Origin of the sequence: Burkholderia sp. 567 (genome assembly GCF_040545115.1) — a bacterium.
Classification (GTDB): domain Bacteria; phylum Pseudomonadota; class Gammaproteobacteria; order Burkholderiales; family Burkholderiaceae; genus Burkholderia; species Burkholderia ambifaria.
In genome coordinates, this window is record NZ_JBEPLG010000015.1 from 113,306 (window position 1) to 127,539 (window position 14,234).

Below are 14,234 nucleotides of genomic sequence, written 5' to 3' on the forward strand. Positions count from 1 at the left end.
ATCAAGGTCGCGGCACGCGCCCGGCCCCGGCTGTGCCGGCATTCCCCGAAATGCGGGGGAAAACGGCCCGCTAATCCGGCATTTGATTGGCGCGCGGGTCGCTAGACTCGTTCACAGACTTGGAGGCGTCCACCGCGCGGCCGATCGCGCAGGGCGCAAGCCGCTTGCCGGCCCGCGGCCGGGGATGCCCCGAAGCCACCCTCAGCGCCTGGAGCCATGTGTATGCACGAGTCCTCAATCATCTCCAACTCGAACGACGACCAGCTCGCCGCACGACGCGAACTGTTCGACCTGATGCAGACCTATCCGGCGACGCAAGAGGAGTTCGAACGCTCGCTCGGCCTGTTCGTGCGCGGCTCGCTGCTCGCGCGGATCCTCGCGACGTTCGAGGTCTACGAGCAGATCGTGCCGCTGCCGGGCTCGATCCTCGATCTCGGCACCTGGCGCGGCCAGACTGCCGTGCTGTGCGAAAACTTCCGCGCGATCCTCGAGCCGCTGAACTTCCAGCGCCGGATTCACGCGTTCGATACGTTCACCGGCTACGCGGGCTTCTCCGACGGCGATTCGCGCGACCGCAAGCTGTTCTCCGACGGCACGTACTCGCTCGCCGGCGACTATGCGGACCTGCTGCGCAACCTGCTGTCGCTGCACGAGCGCAACAACGCGATGGGCCATGTGAACGGCAAGCACCATGTGTGGGAAGGCGATTGCCGCGACACGCTGGCCGCCTACGAGGAAGCGCATCCGGGCGAACCGGTCGCGCTCGCGTGGTTCGACCTGAACGTGCCGGGCCCGACCCGGCAGGCGTTCGAGACGGTGATGAAGCGCCTCGTGCCGGGCGGCGTGGTCGCGTTCTGGCAGCTCACGCGCGGCGGCCAGACGCCGGCCGAAGGAATCCACTACGTGCGCGAGCTGCTCGGCAAGCATCCGCACCGGATCCACAAGGCGAAGTCGTATCCGTCGCTCTGCTACCTGAGCTTCCCTGAAGGCGGCGGGGTGCACCCATGAAGATCGCGATCCTCGGCAACGGCATCCTCGGGCTGATGACGGCCCGTGCCTGGCAACGCGCCGAGCCGGGCATCGAGCTCGTCGTCGTCGGCCCGGCGCAGCGCCCCGGCTCGGCGACCCGCGCGGCCGCCGCGATGCTCAACTCGTTCACCGAACTGGAAGGCGATTCGCTCGGCACGCCGATCGACCGCTTCAAGTTCGAACTGAGCCGCGCGGCGACTGCCGCGTGGCCCGACGTATTTGCGGAGATCTGCACGCCGGATCGCGCGGTCGCGCACGGCTTCGGCACCTACGTGCTCAACAACGCGGCGACCGACGCGCTCGACGACGAGAACTTCGCGGCGATGCGGCGCTTTTGCCGCGAGTTCGAGGAACCGTGCGAGGCCGTCGATCCGGCCGGCATCCCGAACTACCACCCGCAACCGCAATTCCGCGCGCTGAACGCCGTGTATCTGAAGCGCGAGGGCTGGGCGAACCCGAAACAGTTTCTCGACGCGCTCCAGGCCAGCGTGGCCGCGGCCGGCAACGTCACGTTCGTGTCGGCGGAAGTGGAACGCATCGACGTCGCGGGCGGGCGCGTCGCCGGTGCCCGCCTGAGCGACGGCACGACGCTCGACGCCGACCGGTTCGTGCTCTGCAACGGCGCGAACCTGACGCGCGTGCTGCAGGCGAGCCTGCCCGAGCTGCCGGTGCAACGGCTGTTCTACGGGATCGGCATGTCGATCGAGCTGCAGAGCAGCGAGAACGTGCATACGCATTGCGTGCGCACGACCAACCGCGGCCTCGCGTGCGGCGTCTATTCGGCGCCGTACGGCCCGGACCGCACGCTCGTCGGCGCCAGCAACTACATCAGCCCGGTGCCGCACGAGCACGGGCACGCCGGCAGCGCGTACACGCTGCTCAAATCCGCGATGGACCAGATCAACTCGCGATTCTCGCGTGCGAATCTCGTCAACGTGAACGTCGGCTGGCGGCCGACGACGTCCGACCTGTATCCGCTGATCGGCGAAACCAGCGTGCGCGACCTGTGGATTCTCGGCGGCACCAAGCGCGACGGTTTCCACCTGTCGCCGGTGCTGTGCCGCGACCTCGTCGCCGCGATGCGCGGGCTGCCGATCGATTCGCGCTATGCGCAACTGGCGCCCGAGCGGCCGCTGATCCGTAACCTGTCGCGCGACGCGGCGATCGCGAAGACGGTCCGCCACCAGATCAACGCCGCTTACCAGCACGACTTCGTGCCCGCGCGCAACCGCATGGTCGAGCAGCTCGAACGCGCGATCCGCGCGGACCTCGAGGCGCTGCACGACCGGCTCGGCGCGACCGACTGGGGGATTCCGCCCGAGCTCGTCGACATGTACCGGTACGGTCACATTCCGGCCTGAACGACATGACTGCGCAGCCCAAACGCATCGCGATCGTCCAGTCGAACTACATCCCGTGGAAGGGCTACTTCGACCTGATCGCCGCGACCGACGAGTTCATCCTGTACGACGACGCGCAGTACACGCGGCGCGACTGGCGCAACCGCAACCAGATCAAGACGCCGCAAGGCGTGCAGTGGCTGACCGTGCCGGTCCGGGTGAAGGGGCGCTATCACCAGAGCATTCGCGAAACCGAGATCGACGGCACGGAGTGGGCCGAACAGCACTGGACGCGGCTGCGCCAGAACTATGCGCGCGCGCCGCATTTCGCGCGCTACGCGCCGGAGCTCGAAGCGCTCTACCTGCACGGCCGGCACGACACGTTGAGCGCGCTGAATCTCGCGATGCTGACCTGGGTCAACCGGCAGCTCGGCATCGCCACGCGCATGTCGTCGTCGTCCGACTACACGCTGGAAGGCGATCGCACCGACAAGCTGCTGAACCTGTGCCTGCAGGCCGGCGCGACCGAATACCTGTCCGGCCCCGCCGCACGCGACTATCTCGACGAAAGCCGGTTCGCCGCCGCGCAGGTCGCGGTGCGCTGGTTCGACTATCCGGCCTATCCGCCGTACGCGCAGCTATGGGGCGAGTTCGTCCACGGCGTGACGGTGCTCGACGTGCTGTTTCATTGCGGGCCGGATGCGCACCGGCATGTCGTGACCGGCCGACACTGAGGATGACGATGCACGATTCCCGACACTCGGGCCTGCTGGCAGACGTCGCCGCCTATTACGGCGCGCGCCTGGCCGAGCACGGCCAGACCGCGCGCGGCGTGGACTGGAACGGCGAGGACGGCCAGCGGCTGCGGTTCGCACAACTGACGAAGATCGTCGCGCCCGCCGCCGACGGCTTCTCGGTCAACGACCTCGGATGCGGCTACGGCGCGCTGGTGGATTTTCTCGACGAGCACGCGGCTGGGCGCAGCCATGCGTATGCGGGCAACGACGTGTCGCCGGAGATGATCGACGCGGCCCGGCAGCGCTATCGCGATCGCGGCGACGTGTCGTTCCACGTCGGCGACACGCCGTCGTCGGTCGCCGACTACGGCATCGCATCGGGCATCTTCAACGTGCATCGCGGCCACGGCGACGACGCGTGGCTCGACTACATTCACGCAACGCTCGACACGCTGCACGCGACGAGCCGTCTCGGCTTCGCGTTCAACTGCCTGACGTCGTATTCCGATCCGCCGCACATGCGTCCCGAGCGGCTGTACTACGCCGATCCGTGCGCGCTGTTCGATCGCTGCAAGCGCCGCTACTCGCGCCACGTCGCGCTGCTGCACGACTACGGGCTGTACGAATTCACGATCCTCGTCCGGAAGGACGGCTGAGCGCGCACGCGCAAGCCGCCGGCCCCGTTGCCCCTCTTCACGCCTTCGCGGAGTTCCGTCATGTTCGCTCCTCCCAATCTCGACCGCATTCCGTTCGGCCGGCCGTTCATCGTCGGCAAGGAGCTCTACTACATCGCGAAGGCGGTCGAACAGGGCGGACTCGCCGGCGACCAGGCATTCACGAAGCTCTGCCACCAGTGGCTGGAAGCGCGCATCGGGTGCCATCGCGCGCTGCTCACGCACTCGTGCACGGCCGCGCTCGAGATGGCGGCGATCCTCACCGACGTCGGCCCGGGCGACGAAGTCATCATGCCGTCCTATACGTTCGTGTCGACCGCCAATGCGTTCGCGCTGCGCGGCGCGACGCCCGTGTTCGTCGACATCCGTCCCGATACGCTGAACCTCGACGAAAAACTGGTCGCCGCCGCGATCACCGAGCGCACGCGCGCGATCGTCCCGGTCCACTATGCGGGCGTGTCATGCGACATGGACACGATCGCGCACCTCGCCGACGACTACCGGCTGTGGGTCGTCGAGGACGCCGCGCAGGCGATCCAGTCGACCTGGAAGGGCAAGCCGCTCGGCAGCCTCGGCCACCTCGCGTGCCTCAGCTTCCACGAGACCAAGAACGTGATCGCCGGCGAAGGCGGTGCGCTGCTCGTCAACGACGAACGGCTCGTCGAGCGCGCGGAGATCATCCGCGAGAAAGGCACCAACCGCAGCCAGTTCTTTCGCGGCCAGGTCGACAAGTACACGTGGGTCGACCTCGGTTCGTCCTATCTGCCCGGCGAATTGATCGCCGCGTTCCTGTACGCGCAGTTCGAGCACGCGGACGTGATCACCGCGCAGCGGCGCGCGACCGTGAAGCGCTACGAGGATGCGCTGCGGCCGCTGCACGACGCCGGCCACCTCACGCTGCCCGCGATGCCGCTGAGCGAAGCCGGCAACGGCCATCTGTTCTATTTCCTCGCGCGCGACCTCGGCGAGCGCACCGCGCTGCTCGAGCGGATCCGCGCCGCGGGCGTGTTCGCCGTGTTCCATTACGTGCCGCTGCACAGTTCGCCGGCGGGCCGCCGCTACGGCCGCTGCGGCTCAGGCATGCAGGTGACCGACGACGTCGCCGACCGGCTCGTGCGCCTGCCGCTGTACCACGCGATGAGCGACGCGGAGCAGGACCGCGTCCTTCAGGTGGTATCCGACTTCTACCGCAGCGGCGCGCGACCGGCCGTCCGTCCTGCTTCGCCGCACCTCGAGCCCTCCCTTTCATGAACGACTCACCCCGCATCTTCGCGTCGCTCGGCCATCCGTACTACGTCTTCGCGCCGCCGTACCTGCAGACCTCCGGCGGCGTGCGCGCGATGCACTACCTGTGCCACGCGCTGAACCTGCTCGGCTGCGAGGCCTATGTCAACACGACGGTCGTGCACCGCGATTTGCGCACGCCGTTGCTGACGCCGGAAGTCGCGCACGCGCATGGCGCCGCGGGCCGCAGCCCGGTCGCCGTCTATCCGGAAATCGTCGACGAGAACCCGTTCAACGCGCGCTGCGTCGCGCGCTACCTGCTCGCGGAGCCGGGCCGCATCAACGCGAAGCCGATCGCCCTCGCACCGACCGATCTCGTGTTCGCGTTCGGGCCGTCGATCGTCCCCGACGGATGGCAAGCGGACCTGCTGAGAATGCCGCTCGTCGATACGCGCATCTTTCACTGCGACGGTGTCGACGACGCGGCCCGCAGCGGCACGGCCGTGTTCCTGAACCGGCATCTGCGCCGCGGCGGCAACCTGCATCCGGCGACGGCCGACTCGATCGAGATCTCGGGCCGCGTAGCGCCGCGCTCCGCGCACGAGCTCGCCGAGCTGTTTCGCCGCGTCGAATGCCTGTACCTGTACGAGTGGTCCACCGCGGCCTTCGAGGCGCTGCTGTGCGGCTGCCCGGTCGTCTGCATCCTGAACGACGCGTCGATGCCGAATGCGGAACGCTGGGTGATGGGCGGCAAGGGCATCGCGTGGGGGCTCGATCCGCACGAAGTCGCGCACGCGAAGGCGACCGTGCACGAAGCGCGCGACGTGTATCGCGAAGAAGAGACGACGTTCTGGCGGCAATTGCGGCAGTTCGTCGACAAGACCCAGGCGCGCGCCGATGAGCTCGATGAGCGTGGCGGCCCGAACGGTGCGGCCGCCGCGCGAGCGACCGCGCCCGCGACGCGGCGCATGGCCGTCGTGTGCGCGGAGCCGGCCGCGCAAGCGCAGATCGCGGCGCGGTTCGCGCTGCCCGCTCGCGAATGGACCGTGGACTTTCCCGTCGGCGCGAACGGCATCGACCTCGACATGCTGCAACGGGCCGACCTGATCGTCCTGCACGACGCGACGCCGAGCCTGCTGTCGGGCGCCGCGCTCGAGCAGATGTTCGCGCTCGGCAAGCCGGTCGTCTGCGACCTCGACCGGCCGCTCGACGCGTTCTCGCTCGACGATCCGCACATCGCCGGTAGCGCGCGCCGGCTCGCCGCCCTGCGCGACGCGATCCGCCGCGCCGATGCGCTGGTGGTCCGCTCGGACGCCATGGTCGCCACGTATCGTCACGTGAACGCGGCGGTACACGCGCTGCCCGTCGATGCCGAGCCCGCGCGACGCGGCGCACTGTACGCGCGACTCGCCGAACAGGGCCGGCGGCCGCTCGCTGCGATTGCGGCACCCGGCGAACCGCCCGCGATGCGCGCGCAGCAGAAGAAGCGCCTCGTCGCGTACGCGATCGATCCGGTCGACGGCGCGTCCGTGCAGCGCCGTTTCGCGCTGCCGTTCGCGCGGCTCGAGGACGAGTGGGCACTCGTCAGCGGCCTGGCCGACAGCACGGCGATCGCCACGGCCGATGCCGTGCTGCTCGATCGCCACACGCCGGGCTTGCTGCCGCTGAAGGGGCTCAGCGCGATCTTCGAGTTCGACAAGCCCGTGATCTACGCGACCGATCTTCCGCTCGCCGCGCAGCCGACGACGCAGGCCGACTCGACGTGGACCGGCATCGCGTTCACGCTCGGCAACGCGCACGCGATCATCGTCCCGACGCCGGATCTCGCACGCCAGTACCGGCCGTGGAATCCGAACGTGTTCGTGCTGCCCGACAGCGTCGATCTCGACCTGTTCCAGCGCCCGGTGCCCGCACGCGGCGATGCACGCGTGACGATCGGCGTCGCCGGCGCATCGCTGCTGCCGGCCAACTTCGCGCGGGTGGACGCCGCGCTGCGTGCGCTCTGCGAGCGTCATGCCGGCCGCATCGCCGTGCAGTTCTTCGGCGCCCAGGTGCCGGCCGGCTGGGCGGATCATCCAGCGGCCGAGTTCCGGCCCGCACCCGACGGATACCGCGCCTACGCGCAGCAGTTGCGCGCGCTCGACTGGGACGTCGCGCTGATGCCCCTCGCCGATACCGACGATGGCGCGACCAGCGCGATCCAGCGGCAGGAATTCGCGGCCGCCGGCATCGCCGTCGTCGCGAGCGACCGGCCGGCCCTGCGCATCACATTGAACGACGGCGACGACGCGCTGCTCGCCGGCGATACCGCGCACGCATGGGAAGACGCGCTCGAGCGCGCGGTCACGCAGCCGGCGCTGCGCCGGCGGATCGCGCGTACCGCGCAGGCGCGCGTGTGCAAGCACGACGCGCTGCAGGTGCGCCTGCCGCTGATTCGCGAGATCTACCGGATGTGCGCCGAACGCGAAGGCACGGCCGTGCGCTTGCCGCTGCGAGATGCGCCGATTCCCGGTGCGCTGATCCTCGACGCCGCCGGCGACGCCGAGCGCGTGCAGGCCGCGCTGCGCATCGTCGCGGCGCGTGCCGAACAGGATCTGCTGAGTGTCGTGCTGACGACGTCGTCCGGACCGTTGCCCGAGTGGACCGACCGGCTGCGTTACCTGAGCACGTCGGCGCAGGAGTACGCGGCCACCGCCGACCAACTGGCCGCGATGCCCGCGTTCGACTGGGTCGCGATCATCGACGCGGCGGACATGGAGATTGGCGCCAGCGCGCCGGAAATCGCGATCGCGGACGCCGCGATCGATTGACGACGGCGGCGCACGGAGCTTCGTGCGTCAGCTGCTCGATGAACAGCCGCCGCAACTGCTCGAGCTGCACGAGCTGGAGCTGCATGAACTCGACGACGAGCAATTCGAGTTCGAGTCGGAGGAGCTGGACGTGGAACCGGACGAGCCGCCGCCGCGCGCGGCCATGGGCGGTACCGGCGGCGGCGCCATCAGCGCCATCGAATGCGCGGCCCACGCGGTGCCGGCCAGCGCGCCCGCGCCGAACAATGCGGTTGCCCACAACACCGCGTCCGGTGAATCGGGCTCGTCACGGCGTGCGCGCTGGTGTTCGGCGAGCGCCGTTCTCGCACCGACCGTCAGGCCGCCGCGGCCGAATCCCGTCAGGCGTCGCGTGACGATCCGGTACGCGATCGCAAACACGGCCATGCTGAGCACGAGCAGCAGCACTGGCCGGCCGCGGCTCAGCCCGACCGCGAGTTTCGCCGCGCCCGTGCCGAGCACGGCAAGCGCGATCGCGCGCGAAGCCATTCGGGCGACCCGCATCTCGCCTGCTTCCCACAGCCAGCCGCGCCCGCGCCCGCGCAGCGCGTTAGCGTAATCGGACACGCGTCGCGCAAGCAACTGGCGGAACGCGCCGAAGCTGGCCTCGCCGTCCGGTAGCGCGGCCAGCCACGCGCACTCGTCCGCATACGCACCACCCCGCGTCGGATCGACGCTGCGCACGCGCGCGCCCAGCCGCCCGCCCATCGACAGGTCGATCGCGCCCGCCTGGACGAGCGACAGCGTCGCGACCTGCACGGCCCGCGATTCGTCGCCCATGAGACAGGCGGCCTCCTCGGCCGTGAGGCCCGACGAGAAGGCTTGCGCGCGTCGGCGCCGGCAGCGGTATTCGATCTGCTGCAGCACCACGATCAGCAGCAGCGCGACGATGCAGACCGGCAGGTAGAACGCGAGAAACTGCGGCCCCGTGTAGTTCAGGACATCGAAATCGCGCGCCGATGCGGCGGTCGCGATGACGCTCGCGGCAGCGGCCGGCACGATGGCCTTCGGCAGCCGGTCGCGCCAGATACGGCGGCCTGCCGGAATGGCGGCGGACGGCGGTTCTGTCGGCCTGTTCGTGCCTGGCGCTGCATTCGTTGCATTCGTGTGCGGTGTTCCGGCGTCGGTCGGTCGGCGTTCGGGACGCGGCCAGATCGACGCGGGCGGTTCGCAGCCGAACAGGCGGCGATAGCTGTCGAGCGTGTCCTGGTAGCGCCGCGCGTACACGGCGGCTTCGTCCGGCGCGCCGGTGCCGGGCATGTGATGCAGCGGCGCGCGCAGCACGCCGGCGCAGAATACATCCCAGTACTCGAGCGTGTATTGCAGATGGAAATGCCATGCGGCATCGACCGCGACCGACGGCGTGACCGGGTGTCCGGCTGTCTGCGCGAGAAACGCGAAGCGCTTGTATTCGTCGATCACGGCCAGTGCGTGAGCGTGCGTCCAGCCTTCCGCTTCGGCTAGGCGGCGGCTGTATGGCTGCGGGGCGTGCGGGTCGTCGGGGGAATAGGTAAGCAGGCGCGTGAGGAGCGCCTGCTGCGCATCGGTCAGCGCGCGGGCATCGCCTGCGCTCGAGAGAGACGGGATGGCTGCCATCGGGAGAGTCGGCGCGATGCGCGGACGGCCGCCGCGATCGACGCTTGGAGTTGTCGGTGGGGGGAATTCTCGCATAGCGACGCGGCAGCGAACCGGCGCGGGAAATGGGCGGTGGATGCCGGGATGCCACGGCGTTGACGAGATGACGCGACATCGGAAGCCACACGGACTTGGCCGATTGCGCAATTCAACGCTTCAGCGAATTCGGGGAAAACGGATCGGGAAGTTCGGTGCTTGGAATCAGGGCATTTAGCGCGCGCGGCTGGGATCGAATCGGTCAAGGCTCCGTGAAACAGTTTGCGGCACTTCCTTCCCCGCTGTAACCCTCTCATCATTTCGCCCCGGTAACTCTTACAGGATAGTTGTGTCTGGAGCACGTGCTACAGTCGCCGCGGATTTCCTGTGAGGATTCGACATGAGTTCAGCATTCATCCGCGAAGGCGACACGACCGACCACGGCGGCCGGGTACTCGCCTGCACGTCGACCAACGTCGTCTTCGGCAAACCGCTCGCTCTCGAAGGCGACATGGTGTCGTGCCCGAAGTGCGGCGGCGTCTATCCGATTGTTGGCGTCCGGGTTCGCAGCATGACCTTCGGTAGCCGGGCGGTGGCCACCGAGGGCGACAAGACAGCCTGCGGTGCAACGCTGATCGCGTCACAGGGCCAGGCGACGGTAGAGCCGACGTCCGGCGCGGGCGGCTCGATCGGCGCTGGTAAGAGCGTTCTGGCGCAGAACATCGCGCAGGATGACGGTGCGTATCGTGGACGTTTCCAGCTCGTCGACGACAAGACGCGCGCGCCGATCGCGAATCACCCGTACACGGTGACATCCGCGGACGGCCAGACGATCCAAGGCACAACTGATGCCAGCGGCCACACGGATTGGCTCAGCAGCCATCAGGCGTCGTCTCTGTCGTTCCAGCAACCAGGGAGCAGTGAATGAGCGGTGGCTACTCCCCGGGCTCGTCCGCCGGGGGCATGAGCCAGGGCGGCCAGACAACCCAAGTCGGCGTAAGCGCAGCCAAGCTCTCGCCGAAAGACCGCAAGGTTCTGTGCCACACGTTCTGCGAGTGCCGACGCATTGGCGTCGCGACGAAAGCCGGGACCATCCAGCGGCAGCGGTGCGTTGAGATGCGGCTCGGGCTGCCGAACGAAGTGTCGAAGATGCAAACGGGCGTTCCGACTGAATACCGTCCGGAACAGCCCTACGATATGACGACGGATCCGCCTGAGCCGATCATGGACTACGCCGATCCGCTCGAGCCCAATACGGGGATTCGCGGGTGGATCAAGGACGTGTGGCCGAGCAAGGGCAAGAAGTACGAGAAAGGCGACGTCCGACGGCCAGACGTCGTCATCGTGAACGACCCGTCACAGCCGCCGGTGCAGTCGAATATCAAGACGGTCGTGGAGATGAAGTTTCCCGGGGATGCGTATGGCCCCGACCAGGAGGACGACTACATCGAAATTGCCGGCGGCCCTTCCAAGTTCGTCCACCTCGGCGCTGCTGATTGCGGATGCGGCGACGACAACGGACAGAAGGAAACTTCGCGCTCGAAGCAAACCGCTTCACAATCTGACCTGGACGAACTGTTCGGGACCGGCACCAGTGCGCCGGGAGCTCCACCGCTCCCGCCCATGCCTCTGCCGCCGCTCCCCGCTTTGTAATCTGCCGCCATGACAAACGACGAAATCGCAGCCTGGGCAAAGGATCCGCGCCGTGCGGACACGATGCCTTTCGGCCTGTACGAACCTGCGCACCGCAAGGGAATCACGGGTGCCGCCCTGGTCGTGCGGGGGGTGCTGTACTTCCGCAACGGGTTCGCCCCCGACGTGCGCCAGGCACTGGTGCGCTGCTTCAAGCAATACAACGCGGCGATCGAAGAATATCACCACGCGCTCGAGGCGGCCGCTGGCGAACCGGCGTCGAAATCGGGTCCGCTGCGCTGGCTGTACGTCGAGGGCGAAGAGCCGGCCCAATACGACAAGGCGCCGGGATTCGAGAGCATCGCAGCCCGCGTGCCCGCCGACGAAACGCTCGCGGTCGCGATGACGAGCGCCGAGCACAAGCTCGCCACCGGGTTCTACGAATTTACCGTGTTCGCGCTCAGCGAAGGGAAAGCCGCGCGCAAGCGTGGGCTCGACGGCTTGGCCTTCACGGTGCCGCGTGCGTTTCTCGTCCAGCGACCGGGCGTGTTCGAAGCGCTGTTCGACGCCTTCGCGAAGGATCTACCGACCGTCCACGGGCACGGCGGCCTGGCCGTGAACGTGCCCCCGATGGGGCGCCGGCCGAACGAAGCCAGTGAGTACTTCTACGCGCGCCGCTTCGGGCCGGGCATCGACATCGGCGATCCGATGCGGTCGACTATCCGCAAGCTCTACACGAAGATCAAGACCGTCGACTGGCTGAACGCGCTCGACGGGGATCTCGTTCGCGCGGCTGGCGGCGCATCGTCGCTCATGCTTCCGCCTGACTGGTTCTCCCGGCAGCCATTCAGTGACGGCGGCCTACTGATCAAGGCCGGCGTCGCGCCAGAGTCCGGCGTGTCCAACGGACCGGGAATCCCCGTCTCGCCGCCGGCCGCGTACGTCATTCTGAATCGCGCGCTGAAGCCGATCATTGCGGATTCGGTCGATACCCTGCAGGACGGGACGCTCGATAGCACTGCGCCGTTGCTCAATACGGTCGTCGCGACCGAGGGATGGCTGCGCCGCTTTGATGTGTCGGATGAACAGCTCAACGACTTCTGGGTCGAGCTGCACAAAACGCCGAAACTGCACGATGAGTAACGCTGCTCAACTCGCCCGGGCCTATGCATTAGTTAATTACAAAGCACTTGAAATATTTAAAAATAACAAAGACTTAGCGAAATATCACGTTCCCACTAGTACCGACTGCCCAGACGTCTCCGCCTTGTCGCACAAGGATCGCCCTTCGATCGGAAACGCAGCTAGGACGGCACTTGCCCCGACTGGTGCCGCACAGCCTGGATAAGATGTACAGTGCTTCGCTGAGCCCGCATAACCGATTACATACACACGCTGGAGACCGCTATGCTCACTCGTGCCTTGTCGACAGAAGAGGCGATTGCTTTGATTAACCGCAAGGAGGGCCACTTTTTCGACAAGAAGTCGGCCGAAGTATCTGGCGCCGGACTGCAGAAGATCCTAGTCGCTTTTGCGAATGCCGATGGTGGTGACGTTTTGATTGGCATCGAGGACGACAAAGTTGACCCTCTTCCGGAGAAGAGGTGGCGCGGCATGGATTCCATCGAGAGCTTCAATGGATTGCTGCAAGCACTGCATGATGTCGCACCACAAGTTCCGGCTTCGATGGAATTTCTCGTCGCAAAAGATTTGCCAGGATATGTGCTTTCGATATCCGTCGACAAAAGTGCACAAGTCCATCAGACCTCCGCAAAAGAAGTATTCATTCGAAGAGGCGCGCAATCACTTCCTCTTAAAGATGCGGAGAAACTGGTCGCGCTCAAATTCGCGAAAGGACTTGCCTCTTTCGAAGACACTGCAGTTCGCAATATTCCAGCAGAGGCGATTGTAGATTCCGCAGAGATGCAGCGCTTCCTCGTCGATTTCTCACCTAAAACTGACGCCCTTAATTTTGCAGTTAATGAAAACCTAATCGACCTTAAAACTTGGGACCCGAAGGTCTGCGGACTCGTACTATTTTCGGGCAATCCGTCTGCAATGGTACCTACTCGAGCCGGCGTTCGTATCACTCGCTATGAGACTAAGGAGGACGATCCGGAGCGAGATCACCTTGCATCGTCGGACCTTTATGAAGGTCCGGCGTACCAGCTTATTCAAACGGTGGTCGATGCAATCGCGAACATTATGTCAAGCATTAGCATTTGGACCGTCGATGGCCTAAAGAAGGTTTCGTATCCGCCAGAAGCGATTTGGGAGATTGTAGTAAATTCTATAATCCATCGAGACTATTCGATATCGGACGACGTTCACATCCGAATTTTCGACAATAGAATCGAAGTGCAAAGCCCTGGTCGCCTTCCGGGGTTTGTAACCGTGGATAATATCCTGGATGTTCGGTATTCGAGAAATAAACAGATCGTCCGCACATTATCGCGTTACAAGATCGCACCAAATAAAGATATGGGTGAAGGCTTGAATACCGCATTTCAAAAAATGAAGGAATGGAAACTCAAGGATCCGATCATCGAGGAAGTCGAAAATTCGGTTGTGGTGACAATTCCACACACACCGCTTGCGAAGCCCGAAGAATTGGTCATTGAGTTCATCAAGAAGAATGACCGAATAACGAACAAGCAAGGGCGAGAACTTACTGGCATCAAGTCAGAGAACGCAATGAAAAATGTGTTCTACAGCTTGCGGGATTCGGGAATCCTTGAAATGGTTCCGAAAGGCAACAAGACCGAGTGGATCCTGGTAAAGGGAGATGGCGCCAAAGCCGGAGAGTAGGTAACAGCCGACAACGGGCAGACTGCATAACTAAGGCGCATAAAAGTGCATAGAGGAATCGGACCGCCGATCGCCGCGCGGCCCGTGCTGGCCGGCCCGGGCGCTGGGCGTATGAGTGCATAAAAAGCATTCCTTTTTGCGGGCACGTGGGGCGGGGTCACAACTGCGCGCGCGGGTCCCAGCCGCCATCTTCCAGCGCTGATCCGGCCCCCGGGGGACCGTGGCGCGCGTCAGCAGGCCGGTTAGCGGCCTGCCGCGTGCTCGCGCCCCCCCGGCGACCGGCCGCTCAGAGGCCGCCTGAGCGCGCCGGCGTCACGCATGACGCCAGGCGAAAAAAAGCCGCCGGCACCG

Annotated in this window: 11 protein-coding genes; 10 read left to right on the top strand and 1 reads right to left on the bottom strand. The window is 66.0% G+C overall.

The window, feature by feature from the left end:
• Positions 1–222: 222 nt before the first annotated feature.
• From ABIC50_RS31635 to ABIC50_RS31660, 6 genes are read left to right on the top strand one after another with little or no spacing between them, the layout of a single operon-like run.
• The gene (locus ABIC50_RS31635; RefSeq protein WP_006751057.1) at positions 223–1,008 is read left to right on the top strand and encodes a class I SAM-dependent methyltransferase; all 786 of its coding nucleotides are present in this window, start codon (positions 223–225) and stop codon (positions 1,006–1,008) included.
• Positions 1,005–2,390, top strand: coding sequence for an NAD(P)/FAD-dependent oxidoreductase (locus ABIC50_RS31640; protein ID WP_342612645.1), 1,386 nt, complete (start codon positions 1,005–1,007; stop codon positions 2,388–2,390). Before ABIC50_RS31635 ends, ABIC50_RS31640 begins: the two co-directional genes overlap by 4 nt.
• 5 nt (positions 2,391–2,395) lie before the next feature.
• Complete coding sequence (locus tag ABIC50_RS31645; RefSeq protein ID WP_126226952.1) at positions 2,396–3,103, top strand: WbqC family protein; 708 nt, start codon at positions 2,396–2,398, stop codon at positions 3,101–3,103.
• Positions 3,104–3,111: 8 nt separating this feature from the next.
• Positions 3,112–3,762, top strand: a complete 651-nt coding sequence (locus ABIC50_RS31650; RefSeq protein ID WP_175657329.1) for a class I SAM-dependent methyltransferase — start codon at positions 3,112–3,114, stop codon at positions 3,760–3,762.
• Between the two features lie 60 nt (positions 3,763–3,822).
• On the top strand, positions 3,823–5,031 hold the full coding sequence (gene rffA, locus ABIC50_RS31655; RefSeq protein WP_229061301.1) for a dTDP-4-amino-4,6-dideoxygalactose transaminase: 1,209 nt from the start codon (positions 3,823–3,825) through the stop codon (positions 5,029–5,031).
• Entirely contained in the window at positions 5,028–7,814 is a 2,787-nt protein-coding gene (locus tag ABIC50_RS31660) for a glycosyltransferase family protein (protein WP_354168696.1), read from the top strand. Before rffA ends, ABIC50_RS31660 begins: the two co-directional genes overlap by 4 nt.
• 27 nt (positions 7,815–7,841) lie before the next feature.
• Here the strand turns inward: ABIC50_RS31660 and ABIC50_RS31665 are convergent, their stop codons facing one another.
• Complete coding sequence (locus ABIC50_RS31665; RefSeq protein ID WP_354168698.1) at positions 7,842–9,428, bottom strand: TIGR04222 domain-containing membrane protein; 1,587 nt, start codon at positions 9,426–9,428, stop codon at positions 7,842–7,844.
• Positions 9,429–9,843: 415 nt separating this feature from the next.
• Between ABIC50_RS31665 and ABIC50_RS31670 the strand changes: the two genes are divergently transcribed.
• From ABIC50_RS31670 to ABIC50_RS31685, 4 genes are all read left to right on the top strand, one after another.
• Positions 9,844–10,371: a PAAR domain-containing protein gene (locus ABIC50_RS31670; RefSeq protein WP_354168700.1), complete on the top strand. Its 528-nt coding sequence runs from the start codon at positions 9,844–9,846 to the stop codon at positions 10,369–10,371.
• Positions 10,368–11,096: a VRR-NUC domain-containing protein gene (locus ABIC50_RS31675; protein ID WP_006751049.1), complete on the top strand. Its 729-nt coding sequence runs from the start codon at positions 10,368–10,370 to the stop codon at positions 11,094–11,096. The genes ABIC50_RS31670 and ABIC50_RS31675 overlap by 4 nt, the downstream gene beginning before the upstream one ends.
• Before the next feature lie 9 nt (positions 11,097–11,105).
• Positions 11,106–12,218: a DUF3396 domain-containing protein gene (locus tag ABIC50_RS31680; RefSeq protein ID WP_354168702.1), complete on the top strand. Its 1,113-nt coding sequence runs from the start codon at positions 11,106–11,108 to the stop codon at positions 12,216–12,218.
• A 264-nt stretch (positions 12,219–12,482) separates the two neighbouring features.
• Positions 12,483–13,883 carry an RNA/DNA-binding domain-containing protein gene (locus tag ABIC50_RS31685; RefSeq protein ID WP_354168703.1) on the top strand — a complete coding sequence of 467 codons (1,401 nt, stop codon included), beginning with the start codon at positions 12,483–12,485 and terminating at the stop codon, positions 13,881–13,883.
• The last annotated feature ends 351 nt before the right edge of the window (positions 13,884–14,234 follow it).

Bases quoted from the DNA above. Each gene is read 5' to 3' on its own strand.
- ABIC50_RS31665 (WP_354168698.1), bottom strand. From the start codon at position 9,428: ATGGCAGCCATCCCGTCTCTCTCGAGCGCAGGCGATGCCCGCGCGCTG.
- ABIC50_RS31670 (WP_354168700.1), top strand. From the start codon at position 9,844: ATGAGTTCAGCATTCATCCGCGAAGGCGACACGACCGACCACGGCGGC.
- ABIC50_RS31645 (WP_126226952.1), top strand. From the start codon at position 2,396: ATGACTGCGCAGCCCAAACGCATCGCGATCGTCCAGTCGAACTACATC.
- ABIC50_RS31650 (WP_175657329.1), top strand. From the start codon at position 3,112: ATGCACGATTCCCGACACTCGGGCCTGCTGGCAGACGTCGCCGCCTAT.
- ABIC50_RS31640 (WP_342612645.1), top strand. From the start codon at position 1,005: ATGAAGATCGCGATCCTCGGCAACGGCATCCTCGGGCTGATGACGGCC.
- ABIC50_RS31635 (WP_006751057.1), top strand. From the start codon at position 223: ATGCACGAGTCCTCAATCATCTCCAACTCGAACGACGACCAGCTCGCC.
- ABIC50_RS31660 (WP_354168696.1), top strand. From the start codon at position 5,028: ATGAACGACTCACCCCGCATCTTCGCGTCGCTCGGCCATCCGTACTAC.
- rffA (WP_229061301.1), top strand. From the start codon at position 3,823: ATGTTCGCTCCTCCCAATCTCGACCGCATTCCGTTCGGCCGGCCGTTC.
- ABIC50_RS31685 (WP_354168703.1), top strand. From the start codon at position 12,483: ATGCTCACTCGTGCCTTGTCGACAGAAGAGGCGATTGCTTTGATTAAC.
- ABIC50_RS31675 (WP_006751049.1), top strand. From the start codon at position 10,368: ATGAGCGGTGGCTACTCCCCGGGCTCGTCCGCCGGGGGCATGAGCCAG.
- ABIC50_RS31680 (WP_354168702.1), top strand. From the start codon at position 11,106: ATGACAAACGACGAAATCGCAGCCTGGGCAAAGGATCCGCGCCGTGCG.